This window comes from Nonlabens sp. YIK11, assembly GCF_001413925.1.
GTDB lineage: Bacteria > Bacteroidota > Bacteroidia > Flavobacteriales > Flavobacteriaceae > Nonlabens.
The window spans coordinates 659,765-685,809 of record NZ_LBMJ01000001.1; the positions used below are offsets into that span (position 1 = coordinate 659,765).

At 42.4% G+C, this 26,045-nt stretch carries 20 protein-coding genes; 12 read left to right on the plus strand and 8 right to left on the minus strand.

Annotated features, from left to right (window positions below; translation table 11 throughout):
* Positions 1–6: 6 nt before the first annotated feature.
* From AAU57_RS03030 to AAU57_RS03040, 3 genes are all read right to left on the minus strand, one after another.
* Complete coding sequence (locus AAU57_RS03030) at positions 7–1,488, minus strand: RagB/SusD family nutrient uptake outer membrane protein (protein WP_082438521.1); 1,482 nt, start codon at positions 1,486–1,488, stop codon at positions 7–9.
* Complete coding sequence (locus AAU57_RS03035) at positions 1,475–4,501, minus strand: SusC/RagA family TonB-linked outer membrane protein (RefSeq protein WP_055411520.1); 3,027 nt, start codon at positions 4,499–4,501, stop codon at positions 1,475–1,477. Before AAU57_RS03035 ends, AAU57_RS03030 begins: the two co-directional genes overlap by 14 nt.
* Positions 4,502–5,085: 584 nt before the next feature.
* A complete protein-coding gene (locus tag AAU57_RS03040; protein WP_055411521.1) occupies positions 5,086–7,959 on the minus strand; it encodes a VPS10 domain-containing protein in 2,874 nt (957 codons plus the stop codon).
* Positions 7,960–8,185: 226 nt separating this feature from the next.
* On the opposite strand from AAU57_RS03040, the gene AAU57_RS03045 reads away from it, so the two are divergent.
* On the plus strand, positions 8,186–9,478 hold the full coding sequence (locus AAU57_RS03045; RefSeq protein WP_055411522.1) for an aminopeptidase P family protein: 1,293 nt from the start codon (positions 8,186–8,188) through the stop codon (positions 9,476–9,478).
* A 71-nt stretch (positions 9,479–9,549) separates the two neighbouring features.
* Here AAU57_RS03045 and AAU57_RS03050 read toward each other — a convergent pair whose 3' ends face one another.
* Positions 9,550–10,251, minus strand: a complete 702-nt coding sequence (locus AAU57_RS03050) for a hypothetical protein (protein ID WP_055411523.1) — start codon at positions 10,249–10,251, stop codon at positions 9,550–9,552.
* Positions 10,252–10,364: 113 nt separating this feature from the next.
* Here AAU57_RS03050 and AAU57_RS03055 point away from each other — a divergent pair, with 113 nt between their 5' ends.
* Positions 10,365–10,721 (plus strand): hypothetical protein, encoded by a 357-nt coding sequence (locus AAU57_RS03055; protein ID WP_055411524.1) that lies wholly within the window; start codon positions 10,365–10,367, stop codon positions 10,719–10,721.
* A gap of 114 nt (positions 10,722–10,835) precedes the next feature.
* Here the strand turns inward: AAU57_RS03055 and AAU57_RS03060 are convergent, their stop codons facing one another.
* Positions 10,836–11,942 carry a CNNM domain-containing protein gene (locus tag AAU57_RS03060; protein WP_055411525.1) on the minus strand — a complete coding sequence of 369 codons (1,107 nt, stop codon included), beginning with the start codon at positions 11,940–11,942 and terminating at the stop codon, positions 10,836–10,838.
* Between the two features lie 207 nt (positions 11,943–12,149).
* Here AAU57_RS03060 and AAU57_RS03065 point away from each other — a divergent pair, with 207 nt between their 5' ends.
* Together AAU57_RS03065 and AAU57_RS03070 are read left to right on the plus strand one after the other, a co-directional pair.
* Complete coding sequence (locus AAU57_RS03065; protein ID WP_055411526.1) at positions 12,150–13,592, plus strand: C39 family peptidase; 1,443 nt, start codon at positions 12,150–12,152, stop codon at positions 13,590–13,592.
* 22 nt (positions 13,593–13,614) lie between these two features.
* Positions 13,615–14,022, plus strand: coding sequence for a hypothetical protein (locus AAU57_RS03070; RefSeq protein ID WP_156339983.1), 408 nt, complete (start codon positions 13,615–13,617; stop codon positions 14,020–14,022).
* A 144-nt stretch (positions 14,023–14,166) separates the two neighbouring features.
* Here the strand turns inward: AAU57_RS03070 and hemB are convergent, their stop codons facing one another.
* From hemB to AAU57_RS03085, 3 genes are all read right to left on the minus strand, one after another.
* Positions 14,167–15,141: a porphobilinogen synthase gene (hemB, locus tag AAU57_RS03075; protein WP_055411528.1), complete on the minus strand. Its 975-nt coding sequence runs from the start codon at positions 15,139–15,141 to the stop codon at positions 14,167–14,169.
* Positions 15,119–15,571 (minus strand): hypothetical protein, encoded by a 453-nt coding sequence (locus AAU57_RS03080; protein WP_055411529.1) that lies wholly within the window; start codon positions 15,569–15,571, stop codon positions 15,119–15,121. Before AAU57_RS03080 ends, hemB begins: the two co-directional genes overlap by 23 nt.
* Before the next feature lie 104 nt (positions 15,572–15,675).
* Positions 15,676–16,425: an SDR family NAD(P)-dependent oxidoreductase gene (locus tag AAU57_RS03085; RefSeq protein WP_055411530.1), complete on the minus strand. Its 750-nt coding sequence runs from the start codon at positions 16,423–16,425 to the stop codon at positions 15,676–15,678.
* A gap of 403 nt (positions 16,426–16,828) precedes the next feature.
* Here AAU57_RS03085 and AAU57_RS03090 point away from each other — a divergent pair, with 403 nt between their 5' ends.
* The 8 genes from AAU57_RS03090 (at position 16,829) to AAU57_RS03125 (ending at position 26,045) form a co-directional block, all read left to right on the plus strand.
* Positions 16,829–17,833 carry an AAA family ATPase gene (locus tag AAU57_RS03090; protein ID WP_055411531.1) on the plus strand — a complete coding sequence of 335 codons (1,005 nt, stop codon included), beginning with the start codon at positions 16,829–16,831 and terminating at the stop codon, positions 17,831–17,833.
* A gap of 288 nt (positions 17,834–18,121) precedes the next feature.
* The gene (locus AAU57_RS03095) at positions 18,122–18,985 is read left to right on the plus strand and encodes a DUF58 domain-containing protein (RefSeq protein WP_055411532.1); all 864 of its coding nucleotides are present in this window, start codon (positions 18,122–18,124) and stop codon (positions 18,983–18,985) included.
* A complete protein-coding gene (locus AAU57_RS03100) occupies positions 18,982–20,622 on the plus strand; it encodes a hypothetical protein (protein ID WP_055411533.1) in 1,641 nt (546 codons plus the stop codon). The genes AAU57_RS03095 and AAU57_RS03100 overlap by 4 nt, the downstream gene beginning before the upstream one ends.
* Positions 20,619–21,635 (plus strand): VWA domain-containing protein, encoded by a 1,017-nt coding sequence (locus AAU57_RS03105; RefSeq protein WP_055411534.1) that lies wholly within the window; start codon positions 20,619–20,621, stop codon positions 21,633–21,635. Before AAU57_RS03100 ends, AAU57_RS03105 begins: the two co-directional genes overlap by 4 nt.
* An 87-nt stretch (positions 21,636–21,722) precedes the next feature.
* Entirely contained in the window at positions 21,723–22,424 is a 702-nt protein-coding gene (locus AAU57_RS03110) for an SIMPL domain-containing protein (RefSeq protein ID WP_055411535.1), read from the plus strand.
* A gap of 5 nt (positions 22,425–22,429) precedes the next feature.
* Entirely contained in the window at positions 22,430–23,458 is a 1,029-nt protein-coding gene (locus tag AAU57_RS03115) for a vWA domain-containing protein (protein ID WP_055411536.1), read from the plus strand.
* A complete protein-coding gene (locus AAU57_RS03120; protein WP_055411537.1) occupies positions 23,451–24,296 on the plus strand; it encodes a tetratricopeptide repeat protein in 846 nt (281 codons plus the stop codon). The genes AAU57_RS03115 and AAU57_RS03120 overlap by 8 nt, the downstream gene beginning before the upstream one ends.
* Complete coding sequence (locus tag AAU57_RS03125; RefSeq protein ID WP_055411538.1) at positions 24,297–26,045, plus strand: BatD family protein; 1,749 nt, start codon at positions 24,297–24,299, stop codon at positions 26,043–26,045.

Consider the following 26,045-nt stretch of genomic DNA (forward strand, 5'->3'; position numbering starts at 1 on the left):
AATTTTTTAATAATTAGGATTTTGTTCCCAGCGATTACCCGCTAGCAGTATTTCTTCCAACGGTATAGGAAACACTTCATGTTTTCCAGGTACAAATCCGTCAATTTCATTTGCCGCTCTACCGGTTCTGACGAGATCAAAGAAATGATGACCTTCTCCAACTAATTCCACTCTTCTTTCTTTGAAAATTGCATCTCCTAAAGCAGTTCCCGATAGGTCTAAGTTGCCAAGTTCTGCTCGTCTTCTCACAATGTTGAGATATGTTCTGGCTTGCCCATCTCCTAGGTTACCGCTATTATATGCTTCGGCAGCCATTAGATAGACGTCAGCTAATCGAATTGCTCTATAATTGTTTGGATTCGTTAAGTTAGCGTCACCTGTATTAAGGTCTCCTTTTCTTGCGATATACTTTCTATTGTAGTATCCAGTGTGTTCGTAGCCTATGCTAAAGGTTGCTCCATTGGCTGCAGCAAATGCATCAATATCTAGTATAGCTGTTTCCTTTCTGATATCGTCTGCCTCAAATAAATCTACGACCTCTTGCGTCGGAACGTTAAAGCTAAATCCAGACTCAAAAAGAGGACCATCATAACTTCTTATTCCATTAAACCCTACTGCAACATTACCTTCACTACATTGAAGACAATCAAAGCTTGCTCCTTCCAAATCAGAATATTGAATCTCAAAGACAGACTCTGAATTGTTTTCATTATCATTTTCAAAGATGGTGGAATAGTCTTCTACTAGTGAATATTGGTTGGATAATATCAAATCGTCCAAAACGTCCTTTGCATCGCCATATTTTTGTTGGAATAGGTACACTTTACCTAGTAATGCCTGAGCACTACCTTTGGTGGCCCTACCTACATCAGGAGTCGAATATTCTAAATTATCGATCGCATATTGTAAATCAAGCTCTATCTGAGCATAAACTTCTTCTTTAGGAGTGCGATCGACTGCAAATTGATCACCAAACAAGAAACGCTGATCCACTACTAATGGAACATCTCCAAAGAACTTTACCAATTCAAAATAATAATAGGCTCTTAGAAATCTTGCCTCGCCTAGAACTCTTGGCTTATCTGGAAAATCAGTTTTGTCTTGAAACTCGAGAATGTAATTTGCTCTATTGACGCCAGCAAACATCCATCTCCAGATATCAGATAACTGATCGTTCACGGGCGTATGGATCATATCATCAATTTGCTGTATTCCTGGAGTGTCAGTAGCACTTTCTCCACCAGCTAAGGTGTTGTCTGAAGCAATTTCTCCCAACATTACGTTCAAGTAAGTGGATTGTAACAAATCATAAGCGGCTACGAGAGCACTTTCATAATCTGCTTGGGAATTGAAGAAGTTTTCAGAGTTTGCGTCTTCACTTTCGATTTCTAGGTAGTCTTCGCTACATGCGTTAAAGACTAACGCCGCAAGAAATAATAGAATGTAAACCTTGTAAATTTTCATCTTGATATTTTTAAAATTTTGCATTTAATCCTACTAAAAATGTTCTGGCTACTGGGTAGAAGCCGTTGTCGATACCACTTGCTAATGGATCTCCTGAACTTGCACTAGGATCATAACCTCTATATTCTGTCAATGTGAAAGCATTTCTCACTGAAGCATAGATTCTCAAGCTGCTAAGCTGTATGTTATCTAATACACTTTCATTAAGAGTGTATCCCAATTGTATGTTTTGGGCTCTAACGAAGGATGCGTCCTCTACATAAAAATCAGAGAATACCTGATTAGCCGTGGCTCCTGTGGTAACTCTAGGATAATAGTTCGACGTGCCTTCACCAGTCCATCTGTTCAAGGCATTGGTTGTTAAGTTTGTGAGTGCCTGATTACGTTCATAATTGCGCACCATATCATTACCTATCGACGCAAAAAAGTAACTCTGGAAATCCCAATTTTTATAGTTGAAACTCAAATTCATACCCATTGTAACATCTGGTATTGGGTTGCCTAATTCAGTTCTATCGTCAAGATTGATTTCACCATCGTCGTTCAGGTCCAGATACCTAATGTCTCCAGGTTGTGCATTTGCTCCTAGTGCAATTTGAGATGGATGAGCTGCTACTTCGGCGGCATTTTGAAAAATGCCATCAGTCTGGAATCCATAAAAATATCCTATTGGAAATCCTTCTTGAAATCTAGTAATAGGAGGTTGACCCACTCCAAAACCACCAGCCTCAATAAAGCCGTTGTCGTTATTAACCGAAAGGACTTCGTTATCCAATGTGGCAAAATTATAACTAACATTAAAGCTAAAATCGTCAGATAACTTGTCTGAATATCCAATCAAAAACTCCAGGCCTCGGTTTCTGATATCACCACCATTAATAAACGGAGCACTAGATCCAGGAGCACCAGATCCCAACACTCCTGAAACGGCTGGAGCAATTAATAAATCATTAGTTTCTCTATTGAAATAATCAATCGTCACATTCATCTTGTTGGATAAGAACTGCATGTCGACACCAACGTTAGTAGTGAACTGCTCTTCCCATTTGATTTCAGGGTTACTTAATGCTCCACTAGCCGTTCCATTTACAATTTGACCATTGAACACATATTGACCTTCACCATTTAAAAGAGATACATAACCGAAAGCTGGAATTCTATCATTCCCTATAATACCAGCAGATGCTCTAAATTTCAAAAAATCAAATACTTCGCTGTCTGCTAAGAACTCTTCATCAGAAGCGACCCAACCTATACTGGCAGATGGGAAGTAACCAAATCTGTTTTCAGGACCAAAAATGGTACTACCATCACGACGTAAAACACCAGAAAATAAATATTTCCCATCGTAATCATATTGAACTCGTACAAAGTGTGACAATAACCTTTGATCAAATCGTCGTGCCCCATTTTCATCTCCATCAACAACACGTTCAGCATCTTGAATACTTACCTCGTTATAATCGTTACTCACATTCCCAAATCCTGTAAAACCATTGAAATCTCCACGAGTTCTAAACGCACTCATACCAACGGTAGCTTCTACATTATGTAGATCGTTGAAGGTGTTATCGTATTTTACAAAGGCATCATAAGTATAATCACTGAAAAAGTTTTCATACTCGCTGTAGACGTTTTCTGTTAAGTTGAACACTTTTCCAGATCCGTAGAATGCTCGTGGATTAAAATTGTTTCCAGTAGCTTCTGAGTAATTGGCTTGAATTCTCGCGGTAGCCTCAAAATTATCCAAAAAGGAATAGGTAAGACCAAAGTTACCACTGATTTTCCCAACATAGTTTCTATTGAAGGTATTCGCCAGCTGTGCCTCTGGATTGATGACTTCATTCCCTAAACCTTCTGCAATAGAAAAGTCTCCATTTTCATCACGAACCGGAATGGTAGGCGCCATGTTCAATGCATTAAAGAGAACAGAACCTAATCCACCTTCATTAATGCCTTTATTACTGGTGTGAGAATATAAAAAACCGGTTTTCATTTTTAAATTCTTTGTCCAGTCATGGTCAAAATTTCCACGTAAAGTGAATCGATCAAAATCTGACTTATCGCTTCCCACAATACCATCCTGAAGTAAAGCAGCCATACCAAAAGCATAGACAGATTTCTCAGTTCCACCTCTCACAGATACATCATTGTTTAAGATGAACGCATTGTCAAAAACCTCATCCTGATAGTTTGTATTGTTAAGGTTGGAAATGTCTGTAAATGGTAACGCTTCACCATTGTTGGCAAAAGCTTCATTCTTTAAAAGAGCATATTGTTGCGCATTCAAGGTTGGTAACCTTCTAGAGGTTTCTTGAAAACCACCCCAAGAATTGAACTCTACTGTCAAGTCTTGATTTTTGCGACCACCTTTTGTAGTAATGATAATTACCCCATTAGCCGCTCGTACTCCATAAATACCAGCAGTGGCATCTTTTAATACAGAGATACTTTCAATATCTCCAGGATTAATAACACTCAAATCCTCTATAATATTTCCATCAACTAAAATCAATGGGCGGTTATCACCATTTGTGGAGATACCACGTATTCTAATATTTAAACCAGCTCCAGGCGAGCCAGATGAAGAAGTAACATTGACACCAGGAACTTGACCCTGCAGCGCTTCTTCCACTCGAGTAGGTTTGAGGTTTTCAATCACCTCGCTATCTACGATACTCACCGCACCAGTAATCTCTCTCACCGCTTGGGTTCCATAACCTACTACCACGATTTCACCTAGTGAAGCTACATCGTCCATCAATCTAATGGTAAGAACAGAATTGTCAGAGACCGTTATTTGCTGTGCAACCTTACCTATATAGGATATTTTAAGGACATCACCGCTGGATGCAGGAATGGAGAAATTACCATCAAAATCAGTGGTCGTCGCGTTGTTGTTGGTAAGGTTTTGAACGGTAGCACCTAACAAAACCTCTCCAGTTGATTCCTCTAGAACTTTTCCTGTAATAATATTTTCCTGAGCAATGCCTACTAACGCAATAAGATAAATGAGTAAAAAAGTTAATTTGTTCATGAAATTGATATTAGTGAACGTTTGGTTAGCTACAACGTTGTAGTAAAGTTTTATAAAAATATTAAGAATTCTACCCGACCTCACGAAAAACCACCTATAAAAAAGTGCTACAAAATGTAAAGTCTAAAAAATATAGTTAAACAACTGAACGACAATTAAATATAACCAAAGCTAACTTTGTGTTGTTAACATAATCTGGCTGCATGATGAGGTAATGTATAGTTCGTCAAGAAAATCAGCATAACTTACGATAGGCGCGATTTAAACGTGTTTGATCGCTGGAAGTCAAGAATATGCTATTTCATCAGCTGTATTTAAACGTATTTGGTAAATATTACACGATAACATTGCGACATCGGCAGTTTGAAAATTTATAGTGAATTTGCGTGGGTTTTTTTCGCTTTCGCGAAAGCGAACTATTCATAATCATTTATATCCATCGATCTATTTTGAGATAAAAAGAGGTGTGGTTTGAGAAGATTTTGTGGGTTCGAAGCTTTCTAAATCCCAACGGAAGCCTGAATCTACGGCATAAAAAAAGGGAAAGATCAACTTCTTTCCCTTTATAAATATGGTACGGTATTTTACTTCACTTCAAATTTCTCACTGGCGCTACCACCTTTTCCAGAAAGTTTGATAGAGTAGGTCCCAGCGGGTAGATAATAGTTCCCGTTGTCTGCAATTTTAGGAGCGTCTTTTTTGTCAAAACGCTTTACACCAGCTTCAGAAACAGATCCATTGTATTCATAGAAATTAAGGCCGTCAATGGCATCAATGGTTTTCTCCTGTATGGTTTTACCGTCAGCATTGAGGACTTCCATTTTGACTTTTCCAGCTTCAGGGCTATAAAAGGCGATTTCTACAGATGGCTCTGGACTTTCATCACTTAAGAATCTAACGGCACCATAGCGATTGCTTGCTCTAAAACCATCGATAGGAGCTAGACGGATCTTTTTACTGTAGTAGCCCATCGCGTTTTCTGCTGGTCCTGCTTTTACAAGAGTAAGCGCATCTAGATTTACTTTATAAATAGAACGACCATGCGTTCCAACCAGCAGGTCATTGGCTTTTGGTTGGATCTTTAGATCGTGAACGGCTACTGGTGGCATGTCTGGATTCAACAGTGACCATGCGCCGCCATTTTCTGCAACCCACACGGCATTGTCGGTCCCTAAAAACACCATGTTCTCATCTTCTGGGTGTTCTATGATGACATTCACAGATGACGCTGGCAACTGCACTGCAATGCTTCTCCAGGTTGCACCAGCGTCCTCGCTCATGAAGACGTAAGGAGTAAAGTCGTCGTTGCGGTAGCCATTTAAAGTCACATACACACGATCTTTTTTATGTTGCGAGGCAACGACACGGCTCACCCATAAATTTGCTGGCCATGGACCTTTTAAATTCTCCCATTCAACACCACCATCCTTTGTCAATTGTACCAATCCATCATCAGATCCTGTGTAGATCATCCCAAATTGAAACGGAGATTCGCTTATGGTGGTCAAAGTGCCATAGGCAACGTTTCCTTCTTTGATACCTTGAGTCAAATCTGGAGAGATCGCAGTAAAATCAGTTCCCTGATTAAAACTGCGGTGTAGTTTATTACCGCCTAGGTAAAGAATGTCTTGGTTGTGTGGGCTTAGCAGTATCGGTGTTTGCCAGTTAAATCGGTAAGGAGATTCACCTAACTCATGCTTGGGTTGGATGTAGGTTCTATCGCCTGTTTCCCTATTGATTCTGTAGTAATTTCCAAATTGATATCCAGTGTATACAATATCGCTATTTCTGGAATCGATCTGGATCTGCATACCATCACCACCCATTATGGATTCCCATGGATATTGACCTTGCTGTTGCCATGCGCGGTTCTCGCGAGCGTTGTTTGCACCAACCCATACACCATTATCCTGTAAACCACCATATACATTATAGGGCTTTTCTAGGTCATAATTGATCGCATAGAATTGGCCTACACTAGGCGTGTTGTTTTTGATCCATGTTTCTCCATCATCATAAGAAATATTCAAACCGCCATCATTTCCATTTACAAGGTGACCGCTGTCGTTAGGATCTACCCATAAGGCATGATGGTCTGCATGCACATTTTCTCTAGAAATATTAATCCATGTTTTTCCACCATCAGCAGATTTGATAATGGGCACACCCATGACATACACCTTATTGACGTCTTTAGGGTCTACGCGTACCTGAGCAAAGTAATATCCGTAACTGTAGAACACATCGTCAATCTGTCCTTCATGGGTTTTAGACCAGGTAGCGCCTCCATCGTTAGAGCGGTACAATTCTGCTCCTTTGACAGGTGTATCAAACAATTGAGTGTTAGCGTCCTCTAGGTACAATGCAAGATCTGCAGGTTTTGCGGTACCGCTGCGCACCATGTTTTTGACATTTTGGGCGCGATATTTTTCTTGGAAGCCATTCTCTTTGAGATACTTGTCCAGTGTCTTGTCTTCCAGTTGCAAAAAGGCGTCCATGGTCATTCCTTGAAAATCGTCTTTGGTAAGGATATCTTTGGAGTTCGCTTTCGCGGAAGCGGAATCATCATCACTCTTCTCTCTTCTAAATTGAGAATCGTGAATGGCATACACTGTATTCTCGTTATACACCGCAAGACCTATTCTACCAACGCCTGAACCAGTTGGGAAGCCACTGGCAGCAGTAGAGATCTTATTCCAGGTCTGACCAGCGTCCGTGCTCTTATAGATTGCGCTGGCTTCACCATCACCATCAAAGTTCCAGGCCTTGCGATCCTTTTCCCAACTTGCGGCATACATCACGTTGAAATTTTCAGGAGCTGCTGCCAGGTCGATAAATCCAGCCATATTAGTAGCAAAAAGCGTCTTTTTCCAGCTATCGCCACCATCCATGGTAGTATAGATCCCACGATCTTCGCTCAAACTATACAAAGGACCAGTTACTGCAACCACGACCTGATCAGTATTTGCTGGATCGATCAAGATGCGACCTATGTGATGTGATGCTGGTAGCATGGGCTCACTCCAGGTCTTTCCCCAATCAGTAGATTTTAAAAGTCCTATTCCTGCATAACTGCTGCGGCTTGAATTGTTCTCACCAGTTCCTGCCCAGATGGTACGGGAATTCCAGTCAACGGCGATATCGCCCAGGTTGATGGTCATCGCGTTGTCCATAATAGGAGTAAAGCTGGTGCCATTGTTGGTCGTATGCCATAGACCACCGCTGGCATAAGCCACGAGCATCTCAGTAGGGTCTGTAGGGTTGACGTCCACATCTACCACACGGCCCGACATGATGGTGGGTCCTATATTCTCAAATTTTAGGTTCTTGTACAGAGAAAATGAGGCAGACTCTTGCTGCATCTTCAGGTCATTGATGTAAGTTTCAGCGCTGGTGGGCTGCTGTGCCATCACGCCTATAGATACAAATAGGGTCGCGAGTAGTAAGGTATGCTTCATGTGAAAATCTTTAGTGCCGTGAAGATACGCAAGCCATCATACTTATGGAAACCTGGTCATTTACAAATATTATAACAAGATAAGCGGCACAGATTCTTAATTTTGGGAAATGGCATGTAGGATTAGAGTCCATCTTGTTTTAGACAAGAAAGTCATATAATGTTTTCGCTTTCGCGAAAGCGAATCCTACACAACCTCTTCAATTGCTTCAAAACAATCCATTTTTATGAAATACGATCCCATCGACAACACACTTTTCAAGACCAACCGTAAAAATTTCATGGCACAGATGAAGCCAGAAAGTCTGGCGGTATTCAATTCCAATGATGTGTTCAAAACAGGTGCAGACAGCACCATGCCTTTCAAACAGCACAGAGATATTTTTTATCTAAGCGGTGCAGATCAAGAAGATACCATATTAGTGCTATTTCCTGATTGTCCAGACCCAGCGCACCGTGAGGTTCTGTTCGTGACGGAAACCAATGACCACATCGCCGTATGGGAAGGCGAGAAGTTGACTAAGGAAAAGGCAACTGAAATCTCTGGAATCGAGACCGTTTACTGGCTCAAGGAGTTTGACAAGAAATTCTTTGAAATGATGACGCAGGCGTCGACGATTTACTTCAACACTAACGAGCATTACCGTCAGGCGGTAGAGATGCAGACTCGTGAAGATCGATTTATTTTAAAGACCAAAGCGCAATATCCAGCTCACAATTATGCCAAAAGCGCACCTATCATGCAGCGATTGCGTGCCGTTAAACATCCTATTGAATTGGAATTGATGCAGCGAGCCTGTGATATTACAAATGCCGGTTTCCGTAGGGTGATGGATTTTGTCAAGCCAGGCGTCATGGAATATGAAATAGAAGCAGAATACCTGCATGAATTTATCAAAAGCCGCAGCGATGGTTTTGCGTATACGCCTATCATAGCTAGCGGCAACAATGCTAATGTTTTGCATTATATAGAGAACAATCAAGAGTGCAAGGCAGGCGATTTGATCCTCATGGATGTTGGGGCAACCTATGCAAATTATTCGGCAGACATGACACGTACGATTCCGGTAAGTGGAAAGTTTACCAAACGCCAAAAGGAGGTTTACAACGCCGTCAACAAGGTCAAAAACGAAGCTACCGAAATGCTCGTTCCAGGAACCTTGTGGAAGGAATACCATGTAGAGGTTGGAAACATCATGACTCGAGAGCTGCTCCAATTGGGATTACTGGATAAGGCTGATGTTCAAAACGAGAACAAAGACTGGCCAGCTTACAAAAAGTACTTTATGCACGGGACTTCACACCACATAGGTCTGGATACGCATGATTATGGCTTACTATGGGAACCCATGCAGGCGAACAACGTATTTACCGTTGAACCCGGAATCTACATTCCAGAAGAAGGCTTTGGAATACGACTGGAAGATGACGTAGTGATTCAAGAAAAGGGCAGTCCTAAAAACCTGATGGGCAATATTCCTATTGAAGCTGATGAAATTGAAGATTTAATGAATCAATAATATTCTTTCTATATAAAAAAAGCCAGTGCTCATCAAAGCACTGGCTTTTTTATGTGTTGTCTTGAAAAAGATTAGTAATCGATTTCTCCTTCTGGAGTCACGCCGCTTTTGAGGTTGTTACAGTTTACTCCAGAATACACATAGGTTACCGTAGCATCATCTGCATCGCTGTCCAGAACAGCCGTCACACCATCAAGATTGAGAGAATAACCTAGATTGGTTTTCTTGGCTTTGACCGTTAATGGCTTGCTCAAATCCTTACGTTTGCGATTGACGGTAAGTCCACTGGCCAGTTGATAATTTGAAGCTTTACTGTCTCGAGATTGTAGGTTCCAGCCACCTAGGCGCCACTCGTTGTCACGGTTATTAAAGTTAAGGGTCAAGTTTTCATTCCAGTAAAAGGTTTTTACTGGGTTCCCATTACAGTCATCTATAATTTTTGTGATGCTGGGACTACCTATCAAGGCGTTCATTTTTTCCAGTACCATGTTTTCATTTCTTCCAAACATAATGATGTCCTGGCTGCCGTCACTTTTTACAAAGTTGATGGAAGTAGGCGTCAACACTGCAGATTGATAACTTAAGGTGGTGCCGCTATTTAGACTTTTGTTATTGACCGTTTTATTGGGATCCACATTAGCCTTTTCCTGGCTAGCCGTACTCGCTGTGCCATTTTCTGTGGTGGTGTTTTCAATATCAGTTCGGGATTTATCCTTTTTACAGCTGCTCAAGATGAGTAAAAGCACGATAGGCAAAAAGCGTAATGTTTTCATGTTTGAATTTTCACCAAATGTAAAAAATAAGAATACTCTTTTTGACCAGGCCTCTCAAAAAGAGCCTTCTATATTCTTGTCTGGCATTTTCAGGTTGGTGTACCTTTGCGTCCATGGCGAGAGACGAGCAACTTAGGGATCGATGGGAACGTACAACGGCTTTTTTTCAGGAGCGTTTTAGCGATGGCGAGGCAATGGATCTGGATGCCATCCTGTTTTTGATAGGCGTACAGGAATTGGGACAGCTGCACCGCAAATTCCAGAAAGATGAAAAATACCAGTTGATGCACATCGCCATTTGTCGGGTGCTGGAACCCTATGGGTATTATGAGTTTTCCCATTTTGATGAAGAAAAATGGCCGCATTATGCGGTAGTCCAAAAACTGCCTGCGCTCAAGGCTGGTGAGCAATCCCTACTCATGAAAGAGGCGATCGTCAACTACATGATGGACACTGGCGTGATCGATTGATGGTTTATAGGTAACCAGATTTTGAAGGAGTTCGCTTTCGCGAAAGCGAAATAACCTCACGCCTATTTTTTCCAAATAATCACTTGAGAAAAAAAATCTAATCGCTATTTGAGGTTAGGAATCTGCGGGAAGATCTTCTTCAGATTGGGTTTCCATGCCCAGTTGTTTGCTGCGCTTTTCCCAGTTCTTGCGAGCGAGTAACTGCATGTCCTCGACATTATCGCTTTCATCCATAATCTCAAGACCCAGCATGGTCTCAATCACGTCTTCCATCGTGGCAAGACCCTGCACGCTACCATAATCGTCCAGGACCAGCGCAATATGTTCCTTGCTGGCTATCATCTGGTCAAAGAGTTGTGTGATGGGCATGTCGTAGCGAACGAGCGCGATTTCACGGCGCAGATCTTCTAGGGTTTCGGCGGGTTTATCGTGAATGATATCTGCGAGAATGGCATCTTTTAAGACATAACCGGTGATGTCGTCGCGATTAGCTCCGTAAACCGGTATGCGCGAAAATCGCAATTCCTGATTTGCTGCAAAAAAGTCTTTGATCAACATCTTTTGCGACGCCATGAACATCACAGATCGTGGCGTCATGATGTCCTTCACCTCAATCTTGTTGAAGTTCATCAAGCTTTTGATATACTGACCTTCAGAAGGATGAAAAACGCCTTCTTCCTCGGCAGTTTCTGTAATGGAAAGAAATTCTTCACGCGTCATGGTGTTCATATGCGCGCTTTTACCAATGGCTCTGGTCGTTAATTGAAGTACCCAAAGAATACCTGTGTATTTCAAAAAGGCTACCATTCCTACCAAAATGCGAGTAGAAATGCCTGCAAGATTTTGCCAGTAAGTAGCACCTATGGTTTTAGGAATGATTTCAGATACCACTAAAATCAAAATCGTCATGATACCAGATACAACACCTACTAGAGGAATCCCAAAAACAGCCGCTTGAAAACCGTCAGACACCATACTTTCTGCCTGCACACCCACGAGAATGGCACCAACTGTATGTGCCAGTGTGTTGAGTGTCAAAATCGCGATAAGCGGTTTGTCCACATCGTTCTTAAGATTTGTCAATGCTGTGGTGTAGCTGGCTCCTTCAGTCGTTTTCATTTTGATAAATGTAGGCGTGATGGAAAGCAGTACGGCCTCAAGTATGGAACACATAAATGAGAAAAATATCGATACTACTGCGTAAAGGATTAATAATCCCATAGAAGTTGGTTTTGAGGTAAAAATAGGAAAACCTTGTGGTGGTACTCGTTAAGTTTTTGGGAAATACCAATTGGGCAAAATCCGTAACACCCAACGGTTGAGATTAGCGTAGGATTTTTATTGTTAACCTTTTCATAACATTGAATTTTTAAGATTTAATTCCCTAATTCCCTAATTCCCTAATTTTCTAGAATCAAATCCAACCAAATGATTCGAAAATTAAAAATCAAGTTACTTTTTATTGTACTTGCCATAATGGTTATTGCTATATCTTGTGAGAAAGACCAAATAGTTGAAGAATCTAGCTATAATCATATTGACGATGGAAACGGCATGTTCAAAACCGTGCAGGTTAATGAACTTCCTCATTTAAAGCAAGAATTGAATCATTTGACAGAAAGAATTTCTGCAAAAAGTGGGTCGTCATCATCTGGTGTACTAGGTTTTCAATTTTTTGGAGATTATGATGTTAAGGTTGCAACGGTAGGCAGTACTACCACATATACGTTGCCAATTGTTCAAGAGCGAGAAAATAATCGTCAATTCTCAAACCTGGTATTGACCTATACAGATGACTTACTGACAGATTCCTTTATATTAAGATATGAAGGAACAGAAGAATATTTCGATCAACTTAAAATTCAGCAAGACGTTCCGTTTTCAGGAGACGTGACTTTACAATCAGTTAATAGCGGTCCCGATCTGTTTGCTAAGACTTTGGTATGTGTTGAAACATATGTTACCTACTGCAGATGGACAGAAGATGGCAAGAATGACGTTTATCATGAAGCTGGCCCAAACTGTAAAAATTTAGGACTTATGACTACCGTTCTTGCGACAGTTTGTACTAATGATCCATTGACTCTTGATGATGGCTTACCTAAACCTGGAGGCGGTGCAAATCAAGACGGCTCTGATAGTTCTTCAAATTCCGGTGAAGATAATCCAACAAATGAGCCAGATGTTGGACTAGGAACTGGAATCCCAGTATCAGGTAATAATACTGGGCCTATGCCTAATCCAACCTGTGAGAGTGATCCACATAGTTTTTCTGACGGCAGTGGTAGTTGTTATAATGCTGGGGACGATTTGCCAGACCCAATTGAGTATCATGGAAATGATATTTTTATCGGCAGTGCAAACAATACCCCAGGAGGTGATCCTTATGTTCCGAATGATGATGACGTATTTGTATTACCTGATATACCAATAACTATGTCTAAACAAGTTGGTGCTACCTGTGTGAGTTCCACAATAGAGTATGTTGCAAATGCATTAGGAGGAGATACTAATCAAAACGAGATTGATAATTGGTTTTTAAATACATTTAAAATAATCATAGCTTTAGAAGGAGTGCCTTATGATAAAGTATCTATACTTGTCTCTCAATTTTTAACAACTGGCCCGTTTATTGGCGTAAAAGAAGCTATTGATGCTGGAAACCCTTATATAACTAATATCGAATTATCTAGAACTGTAGGAGCTGATGGTAGTATTGCTATTGATGGTCATATGGTTACTATCGTGGGTTATCATCCAAATGGAGATTATATATTTATGGATCCCTTAGCAGGAACTCTTAGAGAAGCACCACCATCAAGCTTTCCTAATGATTATAGTTATGGAGGTACGATTACCGGAGTAAAATAAAATATTAAAACAATTATAGGTTATGAAAAAAAAACAAATATTAAATATATTCTTTGTCTTAATGGTCAGCTTTAGTTGTGCAGCACAATCAGTACCACTTAATGCTAAAGAGATTTTAACTTCTAACGATTGGAAGATTGATGGTTTTGGAGCGGAAACTGTTTATAAAATTAAGTTTACGGACACCGCCATAATTGTTCATCTTAATGGTGAGCTCATAGGTGAACGAAAATACTATTTCTCCACTACTTTAAACGATTGCTCTCCAAATGGGTTTAATGAAAATAATGTAGGTAGCTCAATAGGAGGGAAATATCTCATATCTGAAAAATCCTGTATAGAGCTAGTTAATGTTAGTGAAAATGAATTGAAATTTAAAAGTGTATATGGAGGTAATCCAAACAATATAACAACTGCATCTCCATTTTAGAATTCTACGAATCATTCATCTAGGCTTAAAAATATCAAGCCTTAAGATGTACTTCTATGAGAAAGCTTCTGATAGCGGAGTGATGAAGTATGAAGTTGGATGGATTGATGAAATATAATGATTGAAGATCGATTGTTTTTTCTGTTAGGAAATCAACCCCACCACATCCTTAGCAAAATAACTAGCGATCAAATCAGCGCCAGCGCGTTTGATGGCGGTGACCTGTTCCATCATGACGGCATCGTGGTCCAGCCAGCCTTTTTCTGCAGCGGCTTTAAGCATGGCGTACTCGCCACTTACTTGATACACGGCGATAGGCAATTCAATCTCATTGCGAAGATCGCGAACGATGTCCAAGTAACACAATCCAGGTTTTACCATAAGAATGTCAGCACCTTCATCGATGTCCATTAGGGATTCTTTGATGGCTTCAGATCTATTGGCAGGATCCATTTGATAGGTTTTCTTGTCGCCAAAACCTGGCGCGCTGTCCAGCGCATCTCTAAATGGGCCATAAAATGCACTGGCATATTTGGCACTGTAGCTCATGATGCCGGTATCGACAAAACCGTTTTCTTCTAGGGCTTCTCTAATATAAAGAATGCGGCCGTCCATCATATCGCTGGGTGCGACCATGTCTGCGCCAGCTTGTGCGTGGGAAACGCTCATTTGTGCTAGAACTTCACTCGTGGCATCGTTGATGATCTTGCCATTTTCCACGATACCGTCATGACCGTAGCTGGAATAAGGATCCAGTGCAACATCAGTCATCACGTACATATCTGGAGCGGCATCTTTGACGGTTTTGATGGCGCGTTGCATCAATCCATCTTTGTTCAAGGCTTCGGTGCCTTTGTTGTCTTTCAGGTTATCTGGCACTTTGACAAAAAGTAAGACGCTTTTCAATCCCATCTTCCACAGCAGGCGAACTTCATCTGCCAGCAAATCCAGACTGAACCTATAATAGTTAGGCATGCTCGCAATCTCTTCCTGTATTCCTTTTCCTTCCACGACAAACAACGGCACGATAAAGTCACTAGGTTTGATGGTGGTCTCACGCACTAACGACCTGATGGCTTCACTTGTACGTAATCTTCTATTTCTTCTCAGTGGATACATAGGGTAGTTTTAATTGTGTGAGTAGTTCTTCAAAATCAGCGTCATAGTCGGGTGTTTCAAAAACTACTTTTTTACTGTCGTTATAGATTTCGATCCGGTTGCTTTGGCTTCGACTCCGCTCAGCCGTCGCGTTTTTATCATTACTTTTTTTTACGGTTTCAAGGTAGCTGAGCGTAGCCGAAGCCACAAAGGTATTGATCAACCGCGCATCTTCATAAGAAAGCTCACGTCTTATGGTTTCCTTAGGACTAAAAAACGCCATCTCATTATTCAAAAACCCCATGCGGTATTCATCGCCGTTAGCTAACGTGAACCTGATTTGAAAATCCTGAGTGTCAAAAATCGAATTGATGTTCTCAACATTGGGTTCCAATTCCTGCTGGCAGGATACCGTCAGGATGACGCTTAAGAAAAGGACTAGCTTTTTCATACGTTAAACTTCAATGCTTGGCCGTGCTTTTTGTTCTCATTCCACTCTAGCTGGAGTTGCCACATACCTTAATCAATACGTTATCAAATCAACCCATCAAAACATCAATCCTTGTTCAAGACCTTACTGCTCGCCTGTGCAGTACACATCACGGTCAAATCGGCAATATTGACGTGTGGTGGTCTGCTTATCGCAAAATGGAGTACATCTGCAATGTCTTCAGGCAACAAGGGTTGGAAACCTTGGTACACCTTCTCGGCGCGCTCAGAATCTCCTTTGAATCGCACTTCGCTAAAATTGGTATGCACCAATCCTGGATTCACAGCGCCTACGCGTATGGAATAGGGATTTAGGTCCATGCGCATTCCAGTAGTAATAGCATCTACTGCGTGTTTACTACCGCAATAGACCGTACCATTGGGATATACTTCTTTACCAGCCGTGGACCCAATATTGATCACTTGGCCAGATTTGCGCTCCTTCATTTGTGGAATCACAGCATGGCTCACGTATAGCAAACCCTTCACATTAATATCCATCATCGCATCCCAATCTTCAATGCTGCCTTCATGAATAGGGTCTAATCCATGGGCATTTCCCGCATTGTTGATCAATACATCGATCGTGGCAAAATCTGCTGGCAGGTTTTTGATCTTCTCTGCCACAACTTCTTTATCACGTACGTCAAATTCCAGCGTGGTGACATTGGTTTGAGCACCCAGTTCCTTTTCAAGCTCTGCCAATTTTTCAGCGTTGCGACCACATAGGATCAGTCGGTAATTGTTTTGGGCCAGTAGTTGGGCAGTGGCCAGCCCTATACCGCTCGTGGCGCCAGTAATCAATACAGTTTTCATGACTCGTTTTTTGTAAAGGTAAAAAGAATGCGATTGCAGTGGTGACGGCTTAAACTTTTGGCATGATTTTTTGTCCAACTGCCGTACGAGTGAAGGTTTGAAGATGGTGAATGGGTTCGCTTTCGCGAAAGCGGAATAAGCAAAAGTCAGTTCACACTGAGCGCCGCCTGCGCTGCGCTGGTCAAAGTGTCGAAGTGCAAAAGAGAACATCCATAACAGCGCCATCTATGCCATGAACCACATGGCATGGGACATATCGCGCACCGCTGGTCGCTGCTTTAAAGGGACTTCATTTATAGGTTGTTAGATCTGTAAGTGATTTTTAATTTTATGCCCATTTTAGGGAGCAACCGTACAAGAAAAAGTATTTTTAGGAGTTGAAACGATTATAAAAGTGGAACATATGAATCAAGAGAATACGGCAGTAGATATTGCCAGTATCAATGACAAAGTCCAGGCAGAAAGTGCATTTATAGCGCCGCTTGTGGCAGAGATGAATAAGGTAATCGTGGGACAGCAGTACATGATCGACCGTTTGTTGATAGGGTTGCTGGGACGTGGTCACATATTGCTGGAAGGTGTTCCAGGACTTGCCAAAACACTGGCCATCACCACGCTATCTCAAGCCGTGAGCGCCAGTTTTTCAAGAATACAGTTCACACCAGACCTGTTGCCGGCAGACGTTGTGGGAACCTTGATCTACAACATGAAGGACGCCGATTTCTCTATACGTAAAGGACCCATTTTTGCCAACTTTGTTCTCGCAGATGAGATCAACCGTGCACCGGCCAAAGTACAGTCTGCACTCCTAGAGGCGATGCAGGAAAAGCAGGTCACCATAGGCGACACGACGTTCCCGTTAGAGAAACCATTCCTGGTAATGGCAACGCAAAACCCAGTGGATCAAGAAGGAACCTATCCATTACCTGAAGCGCAAATGGACCGTTTCATGCTCAAGACCGTGATTGATTATCCAACCATTGCAGACGAGCAGTTCATCATGCGGGCCAATCTCAAGAAAGAATTCCCAAAACCTAATCCAGTAGTGACGCCAGAGCAAATTTTACGCGCTCAGGAAGCGGTGGAAATGGTTTACATGGATGAGAAGATCGAGAAATACATTCTTGATATTGTCTTCGCAACCCGTTATCCTGAAAAATACAACCTACCCGATTTGAAGCCGTTGATCAGCTTTGGTGCATCACCACGTGGATCTATTAGTTTGGCAAAGTCGGCAAAATGTTATGCCTTTATCAAAAGACGTGGTTATGTCATCCCAGAAGACGTACGCGCTGTTGTTCTAGATGTATTACGTCACCGTATAGGCATCACCTACGAGGCCGAAGCAGAGAACTACACCACAGAAGATATCGTGAACAAGATCGTGAATACGATTGAGGTACCTTAATCTAGTTATGAGTGCGGAGTTATGGGTTCAGAGTTTTCAAATTCCAAGCTCCAAATGTCATATCCCAAATTCCAAAAATGCTTTGAAACACTTCGAGCGACAGTCGAGAAGCGGTTTACAAAAAAGCTTAACGTCAAACTGAAATTCTCAACGAACATTATTTAATGAATTAAGCGATTCCGCAATAAATACGGAATGACAATTCAAAAAAATCTGCGAAGCAAAGCGAGCAGTAAAAGAGTCTAAATACTAAGTACAAATTACTAAATACTGCGAGCGCAGCGAGCAATGGACACTAAAGAACTTCTTAAAAAAGTACGCAAGATCGAGATCAAGACTCGGCGGTTGAGCGATGCCGTTTTTGGAGGTGAATACCACAGCGCCTTCAAGGGTCGTGGGATGACCTTTAGTGAAGTGCGTCAATATCAGTATGGTGATGATGTACGTAACATCGACTGGAACGTGACGGCGAGATATTCAGAGCCTTTTGTAAAGGTTTTTGAAGAAGAGCGTGAGCTCACGTTGATGCTGGTGGCAGATGTGAGTGGCTCAACCTTATTCGGTACGCAGGAACAGTTAAAGCGTGAAATCATTACCGAGATCAGCGCAACACTGGCCTTTAGCGCCTTGCAGAACAACGATAAAGTAGGTTTGCTTCTGTTTTCTGATCAGGTGGAACTGTTCATTCCGCCTAAAAAAGGGAAGTTTCACATCTTGAGAATCATACGCGAGCTGCTGGAATACAAACCACAAAACAATACCACAGACATAGGTGCCGCCATGGAGTATCTAGGTGGTGTCTTAAAGAAAAAAGCCATTGTGTTTGTGATGTCAGATTTTATGAGCACCGGCTATCAAAAGGCGTTGCAGATTGTTGGGCGCAAACACGACGTGACGGGAATTCGCGTTTTTGACAAGCGTGAAGAAGAAATTCCATCGATGGGGTTGGTGCCTTTTGTGGATCAGGAAACGGGCAAGCAACGCATTATCAACACCAGTTCGCGAGCGGTACGTACCAAATATGCGGCCTATCACAAAGAAAACGCCGCCTATTTCAAAACCGCTTTTACTAAGGCAGATGCCGGCGCCATCGATTTAGAAACCAGAGATAATTACACCACAAAATTATTGGGATACTTTAAAAGAAGATGATCAGACAGATATCCTACATTTTATGTTTTCTAGCCGCTATTCCAGTAATAGCGCAAACTTTCAATAGCGTTACCACAAAAGTGGATCGTGATTCCATCATGATGGGTGAAGAAATCAAGCTACAGATCACGGTGGACGCCACGCCACAGGACCTGATCATTTTCCCTATCCAGAAAGCTATGGGCGCGCTGGAAGTGATTGAGGATTATCCGGTGGATACGATTCGCGAGAATGATACATACAGATTGTTCAAACAGTACGGCATCACGCAGTTTGACAGCGGTGATTACTACGTGCCGCGTCTCAAGTTGTTCATCAACAACAAGGAGCGTTTTACAGACAGCCTTTTGGTCAAAGTGCGCGAGGTGCAAACCGATACGACCGTGCAAGGCATGTATGACATCAAACCCGATATTGAGAATGAATACGAGCGACCATTCAACTGGAAAGGCTTGCTATTATTGCTATTGTGGATACCATTGGGGATTTTGTTTTGGTGGCTTTCGCGAAAGCGAACTCAAAAAACTTACGAGCAAACGCTACCACCTTATGAGTGGTCAAAATACCGTTTGAACAAGCTGGCCGAAAGCAATCTGGTCGAAGATCGTGCATGGAAAGCATACTACACAGAGCTATCCTACATCGTACGCCGCTATATTGACAACAAAGTCTATGGTCATGCCATGGAGAGCACCACGGCAGAGCTGATCCAAAACATTGAAAGAGAAACCGCTGCCAAAGGCGTGTCCATTACCGATAAAACCAAGCAACGACTGGAAGCGGTCCTCCAAAAAGCAGATTTGATCAAGTTTGCGGGAATGTCTGGCGATGGCATCAGTGCTAAAGAAGATCGTGAGGCGATCAACGATATTATCTATAACATCCATCAAGTGTTGCCGCCACCTAGCGAGGAAGAATTGTTGCTGGATGTCAAGTACCGCAAGGAACAGGCACGCAAGGCGAGAATACGCAAAATACTGATGTATGTGGCTGGTGTGGTTCTAGGACTGGCGATCGCGATCGCAGCCTGGATCGTGATTGTTGGGTACGACAACGTCAAGGATCAGATTTTTGGGAATGAGTTGCGTGAATATTATGAAGGCGAACGCTACACTAGCCAATACGGTATTCCAGAAGTGACGATTACCACGCCTGTTATTTTGGAACGTGACATTGATTTTGCCAGTGAATTAATTCCGGCAGAATCTGCGAATGCCTTGAATGCCTTTACTGCCGGTGATTTGGAAGATGATTTTTATGTCATGGTCGCGACCTTGCAGCTGGATGAAGAGTCGGCTAAAAAAGGAGCTGAGGTTGGTGCATCCGTCATGATTTCACCATTATTGAAGGAACTGGAGCAAGTTGGTGCCACCAATATCACCACGCTGGATGAAGAGATCGAACGCAATGGCGTGAAGGGAACTAAAGTAGAAGGAAGCTATGATCGCGATGGTGATGAATTCAAGTATGAAGCCTTTATTTACTTGAATGGCAATGCGGTACAAGCCATCATCATAAGCACGGCAGATCTTGAAGCCAAATCTCCAGAACAGGAATATGGCAGATTGCTGCGCGAGCAAATCATTAGCTCGATACAATTGAACAAACCACAACCCGCTAAAAAAGATCAAGAATGATACAATGGTGGAATAAGATGGAGTTTGTGGACCCAGAATTTTTCTGGCTGTTGCTGCTGTTGCCGTTGATCATCGCCTATTACATCTGGCAAGGCAAAAAGCAAAATGCAGATGTGCGCATCTCATCACTTAAAGGTTTTGAAGGATCTGATTCGTTTTTGGCGCGATTGCGACCGTTATTGCTGGTGTTGCGACTGTTGGCCTTGGCATTTATCATTGTAGGCTTGGCACGACCACAAACCACAGATGTCAATACAAAAACAAGCTCTACTGAAGGTATCGATATCGTCCTCGCGGTCGATGTAAGTGCGAGTATGTTGGCTCGCGATTTCAAACCCGACCGACTGGAAGCCACAAAACGAGTAGCACTGGATTTTATAGAAGGACGACCCAGCGATAGAATAGGCGTTGTAGTGTATGCTGCAGAAAGCTATACCAAAACACCCATCACCACAGACCAAAGTATCACGCTGCGCGCCGTGGAAAGCATCGAGTACAGTAATGTTTTGGAAAACGGTACTGCTATTGGAATGGGACTCGCCACATCGGTCAACCGATTGAAAGAAAGCACCAGTGACAGTAAAGTGATCATTTTAATGACCGATGGTGTCAACAATAGCGGATTCATAGACCCCAAAATCGCTACAGAACTCGCGATTGAATTTGGCATTAAAGTCTACACCATAGGAATAGGAACCAACGGCAACGCTATGTCGCCAGTAGGTCAAGACCAGCGTACAGGTGCTTTTAGGTTTGCCATGGCACCTGTAGAAATTGATGAGGCGCTTATGAAACAAATCGCAGCAGATACCGGCGGGAAATACTATCGAGCGACCAATAACAGCAAACTGGAAGAAATCTATGAAGAGATCGACCAGCTGGAAAAAACAGAGATTGAAGAATTCAAGTTTTATAATGTGCAGGAGATGTTCAGGCCATTGGTGTTGATCGCCTTGGGATTATTGGGACTGGAATTGTTGTTGAGGTATACGTTGTTTAGGACAGCGGCTTAAAAGTAGGCAAGAAACGAGAAGCAAGAAAAAAGAAAATGTCAGTTCGAGCGATAGTCGAGAACAGTTCAATTAAAACAAAAGCATAGGATGAAATACTTACTCTCATTACTTTTATTATCGACGACAATTTCGCTTAGTGCGCAATCAAAAAACTTTATCGATCAACCTTACATTGAAACTCAAGCAACAGTCGATACTTTGATTGTTCCAGATGAGATTTATATATCCATAGTTTTGGATGAGGATGATAATCGAAATCGAAAATCAACAGAAGAACTGGAAAACACACTGCAAAGAGTCTTGAAATCTTTAAATATTGATACAGAGAAAAATTTATCACTATTGGATTATAGTAGCGATTTCAAAAAGTATTTTTTGAGCGATAGGAAGGTTCTAAAAACTAAAATGTATTCTTTGATAGTCGCCGACGCTGTTACTGCGGGAAAGGTTCTCGTAGGACTGGAACAAGAAGGTATTTCCAATGTTTCGATTTTTAAAACTTCATACTCTAAAGAAAACGAGTTACTATTTGATTTAAAATCAAAAGCGATTTTGAAGGCAAAACAGAATGCAGAAAGTATGGTCAAACCTCTGAATCAAAAGGTTGGAAAAGCAATTTTTATTTCAGATGCAAGTTCTGTTTCAAGTGCATTACAGGGTAAAGTATCAGGCATACAAATAAGAGGCGCATCTAGTATTTACGGTAGTCGTGCAAGTGAGCCTATTATGATTGATTTTGAAAAAATCAAATTTTCATCTGATGTGAATGTGAAATTTGTTATTGAATAGACTAAATGATCCTAGAACAAAAAATATACCTCTGGTTACTCCTCGCAATCCCAGTGATTGTGCTGCTATTCTTGGGACTTTCGTTTTGGAAAGTTCGAGCGCAGCGCAAGTTTGCTGAGAAAGCGATGCTGGATCATTTGATTCCAGATCGATCTTGGTTCAAGCCTATTTTGAAATTGGTAACTGTTTGTGTGGCGATTTTGTTCATCACAATCGCACTGGTCAATCCTAAGGCTGGAACCAAACTAGAAACCGTCGATCGTGAAGGTGTGGACATCGTTTTTGCCGTGGACGTTTCTAAGTCTATGTTGGCCGAAGATATCGCACCCAACCGCTTGCAAAAATCCCAGCAACTCGTCACCCAGATTTTAAATAGCCTGGCGAGTGATAGAATTGGTTTGATCGCTTATGCCGGTAGTGCCGTACCGCAACTACCCATCACGACCGATTATGGAAGTGCCAAAATGTTCCTGCAAGCACTCAACACAGACCTTATTTCCAGTCAAGGAACCGCCATTGCAGAGGCGATACAGCTGGCAGAAAGCTACTATGGCGACAACAGTGAAGCCGCTAAAGTGCTCGTTATCATCAGCGATGGTGAGGACCATGAAGGCGAGGCGATTAGTATGGCCGAGGACGCTGCAGACAACGGCGTGCGCATCATCACCATAGGTGTTGGTACAGAAAAAGGAGGCACCATTCCCATCAAGCGCAACGGCGTCACGCAGTCTTTCAAAAAGGACAACGATGGCAACACCGTCATCACAAAACTCAATACTGAAACTTTGTCAGAAATCGCAGACGCCGGCAATGGCGTTTACATCGATGGTACGATTACTGCAGATGCTATTGAGGCATTGCAGGACGAGCTCTCGGGTATTGATAAAGTGGCTTTTGAGTCCCAACAATATGCAGATTTTGCCTCGCAATTCCAGTGGTTTTTAGGCATCGGTTTGTTCTTTTTGGTGCTGGAGATGATCTACACCAACCGCAAAACGGGCTGGATCAAAAAACTAAATTTATTCAATGAATAATGTGAAACAATATATTGGCTTATTAGGGATGTTTTTGATGTGTTTCGCTTTCGCGAAAGCGCAATCACAACAACCTGATAACACAGCTTATGAATCTGCGATGGCACAAGGTGTTGACTATGCCGCAGACAATAATTTCTCAAAAGCAGAAGCATCCTACCGTAAGGCCAAAGCATTGCAACCTGAAAGTACTGAGGCTTCCTATAATCTGGGCAACCTTTACTACAAAAACAAAAAAGGTTACAACGCAGCAGAGAATTATACCACAGCGGCTACAACGGCCAAAACCAAAGCCGAAAAACACAAGGCGTTTCACAACCTGGGCAACACTTTTATGGAGAACAAGCGCTTCTCAGAAGCGGTAGAAGCCTATAAAAATGCCTTAAGAAACGACCCAACAGACGATGAGACCCGCTACAATCTAGCACTTGCCAAACAGGAAGAAGAAAAGCAAGGTGGCGGCGGCGGTGGCGATGATCAGGACAAGAAGGACAAAGGCGATAACGAGGACCAGAACGACAACAAGGACGGCGATCAAGACGATAAGTCTGGTGGCGATAATGAAGGAGATAAAGAAAAAGAAGGCGACAAGGATAAAGGCGATCAAGGAGAAGGCAAGGACGACCCCAAAGGTGAGAACCAAGAAGGAAAAGACGGCGACGGCAAGCCTAAGGAGCAAGAAGGCAAACAGCCGCAGCAACGTGTGGAAGGTCAAATGACGCCACAGCAAATACGCCAAATTCTTGAAGCCATGAATAATGAAGAGCAAAAGATCCAAGACAAGATCAATGCTCAAAAAGTAAAAGGAACCAAGAAAAAAACAGAGAAGGACTGGTAAATGAAAAGACTAGCATTTCTATTATTATGGTTGATAGCAGCTACGGTGCAAGCGCAGGTTTCCTTTACGGGAACGGCGACTCGAGATGCTATTGCGTTAAATGAAAGGTTGCGAGTTGAATTTAAAATGAACGTGGACGGCGACAGTTTCTCGCCACCCAACTTTGCTGGATTTAGAGTGGCCAGTGGTCCTATCCAGGGAATTTCCCAAAGCTACGTCAATGGGAAAGGAACCTTTACAAAATCCTATACCTACATTCTCGCACCAGAAAGTACAGGCACCAAAACCATAGGTGCAGCTACCATGAATTATAAAGGTGAGGAATTTTCTACCGCACCGTTTTCCGTAAGCGTTACCAAGGCTATTGAAGAACCCAGAGAAACTACAGGAAATGAGCCTGTTCGTGAAATAGCAGAACAAAACATCCATTTGGTGGCTGAGGTTTCCAACGCATCACCTTACTTGAATGAAGCCATTAGAGTGGTCTATAAACTATACGTGTCCAACAATTCTGGAATCAACGGCTGGACAGAAACCGATAGTCCCAAGTATGCCGATTTTTGGTCACAGAATATTGATAATCGTGACCAGCAGGTGCGTACCGGCACGTATCAGGGCCAGGAATATAGGTATTTGGTCTTGAGAGAAGCCATTTTATATCCGCAGAAAACGGGACGATTGACCATCGAGCCGCTGGTGTTGGATGTGAATGTCCAGGTGCCATCCGGTAGGCGAGATTTCTTTGGAAGGTCCTTTATGACGACCGAGAAGTTGCGTGTGACTGCTGGAGCACGCGCCATCAATGTCAAAGACTTACCGCAAGAAGGACGACCAGCGAGTTTTACAGGTTCAGTTGGGCAATTTGATTTTGGAGTGAATTTGACTCGCGCACAGCTGGAGTCTGGTGAAAGCCTAGTGGCTAGTGTTGAGGTCAAAGGAACTGGTAATTTGCAACTCATGCAGTTGCCTAAACTGGACGTTCCCGCACAACTGGAAGTATATGAACCAGAACGTGTCGATAAAACCCAAACCACATACAGCGGCGTACGCGGTAGCATCGCTGATAATTATACGATCGTGCCACAATCTGGAGGTACGTTCACCTTGCCAGATGTTGAGTTCAGCTATTTTGATCCAGCGGTTGGTAGATACAAAACCATCAATAGTGGCGAGAACCGTATTGAAGTAAGCGGTCCAGCGGTGACTGCAAATAGCACTGGTGGGACTAACGTTTTAAGTGCTGGCGACACCTTTGCTTTTATCAAAACAAATACGGTGCTGGAATCGATCGAGCAGGAACGCTTTTTCGGCACAACGGTATATTGGGCGGTGTTGGGCGGTCTGTTTTTGCTTATTCCGGTGGTGCTGTTGTTTAAGAAAAGACGTGAGGTATTGGAATCTGACGTACAGGGAAGAAAAGTTAAAACGGCCAATAAGCTGAGCAAGAAATACCTGTCTGAGGCTCGTAGAAATATAGGAAATGCAGAGTTGTTCTATGAAAGTCTGGAACGCGCGCTGCACAACTTCTTGAAGTCAAAACTCAAGATCACCACCGCCGAAATGACCAAGCAGCGCGTGGACGAATTGCTACAACAGCGACGCGTACAGGACGACGTTCGGGTAGAGTTTATCTCGTTGCTTTCTGCGGCAGAAATGGCACGATACGCGCCATCAACCGCAACAGGAATGCAGCAGGATTATGACAAGGCGAGCAAGGTGATCAATCAATTGGACAAACAAATAAATTAG

Bases quoted from the DNA above. Each gene is read 5' to 3' on its own strand.
- AAU57_RS03070 (WP_156339983.1), top strand. From the start codon at position 13,615: ATGAAAAAAAAACAAATATTAAATATATTCTTTGTCTTAATGGTCAGC.
- AAU57_RS03115 (WP_055411536.1), top strand. From the start codon at position 22,430: ATGATCCTAGAACAAAAAATATACCTCTGGTTACTCCTCGCAATCCCA.
- AAU57_RS03065 (WP_055411526.1), top strand. From the start codon at position 12,150: ATGATTCGAAAATTAAAAATCAAGTTACTTTTTATTGTACTTGCCATA.
- AAU57_RS03040 (WP_055411521.1), bottom strand. From the start codon at position 7,959: ATGAAGCATACCTTACTACTCGCGACCCTATTTGTATCTATAGGCGTG.
- AAU57_RS03035 (WP_055411520.1), bottom strand. From the start codon at position 4,501: ATGAACAAATTAACTTTTTTACTCATTTATCTTATTGCGTTAGTAGGC.
- AAU57_RS03030 (WP_082438521.1), bottom strand. From the start codon at position 1,488: ATGCAAAATTTTAAAAATATCAAGATGAAAATTTACAAGGTTTACATT.
- AAU57_RS03125 (WP_055411538.1), top strand. From the start codon at position 24,297: ATGAAAAGACTAGCATTTCTATTATTATGGTTGATAGCAGCTACGGTG.
- AAU57_RS03095 (WP_055411532.1), top strand. From the start codon at position 18,122: ATGGACACTAAAGAACTTCTTAAAAAAGTACGCAAGATCGAGATCAAG.
- AAU57_RS03100 (WP_055411533.1), top strand. From the start codon at position 18,982: ATGATCAGACAGATATCCTACATTTTATGTTTTCTAGCCGCTATTCCA.
- AAU57_RS03055 (WP_055411524.1), top strand. From the start codon at position 10,365: ATGGCGAGAGACGAGCAACTTAGGGATCGATGGGAACGTACAACGGCT.
- AAU57_RS03090 (WP_055411531.1), top strand. From the start codon at position 16,829: ATGAATCAAGAGAATACGGCAGTAGATATTGCCAGTATCAATGACAAA.
- hemB (WP_055411528.1), bottom strand. From the start codon at position 15,141: ATGTATCCACTGAGAAGAAATAGAAGATTACGTACAAGTGAAGCCATC.
- AAU57_RS03080 (WP_055411529.1), bottom strand. From the start codon at position 15,571: ATGAAAAAGCTAGTCCTTTTCTTAAGCGTCATCCTGACGGTATCCTGC.
- AAU57_RS03045 (WP_055411522.1), top strand. From the start codon at position 8,186: ATGAAATACGATCCCATCGACAACACACTTTTCAAGACCAACCGTAAA.
- AAU57_RS03060 (WP_055411525.1), bottom strand. From the start codon at position 11,942: ATGGGATTATTAATCCTTTACGCAGTAGTATCGATATTTTTCTCATTT.
- AAU57_RS03110 (WP_055411535.1), top strand. From the start codon at position 21,723: ATGAAATACTTACTCTCATTACTTTTATTATCGACGACAATTTCGCTT.
- AAU57_RS03050 (WP_055411523.1), bottom strand. From the start codon at position 10,251: ATGAAAACATTACGCTTTTTGCCTATCGTGCTTTTACTCATCTTGAGC.
- AAU57_RS03085 (WP_055411530.1), bottom strand. From the start codon at position 16,425: ATGAAAACTGTATTGATTACTGGCGCCACGAGCGGTATAGGGCTGGCC.
- AAU57_RS03105 (WP_055411534.1), top strand. From the start codon at position 20,619: ATGATACAATGGTGGAATAAGATGGAGTTTGTGGACCCAGAATTTTTC.
- AAU57_RS03120 (WP_055411537.1), top strand. From the start codon at position 23,451: ATGAATAATGTGAAACAATATATTGGCTTATTAGGGATGTTTTTGATG.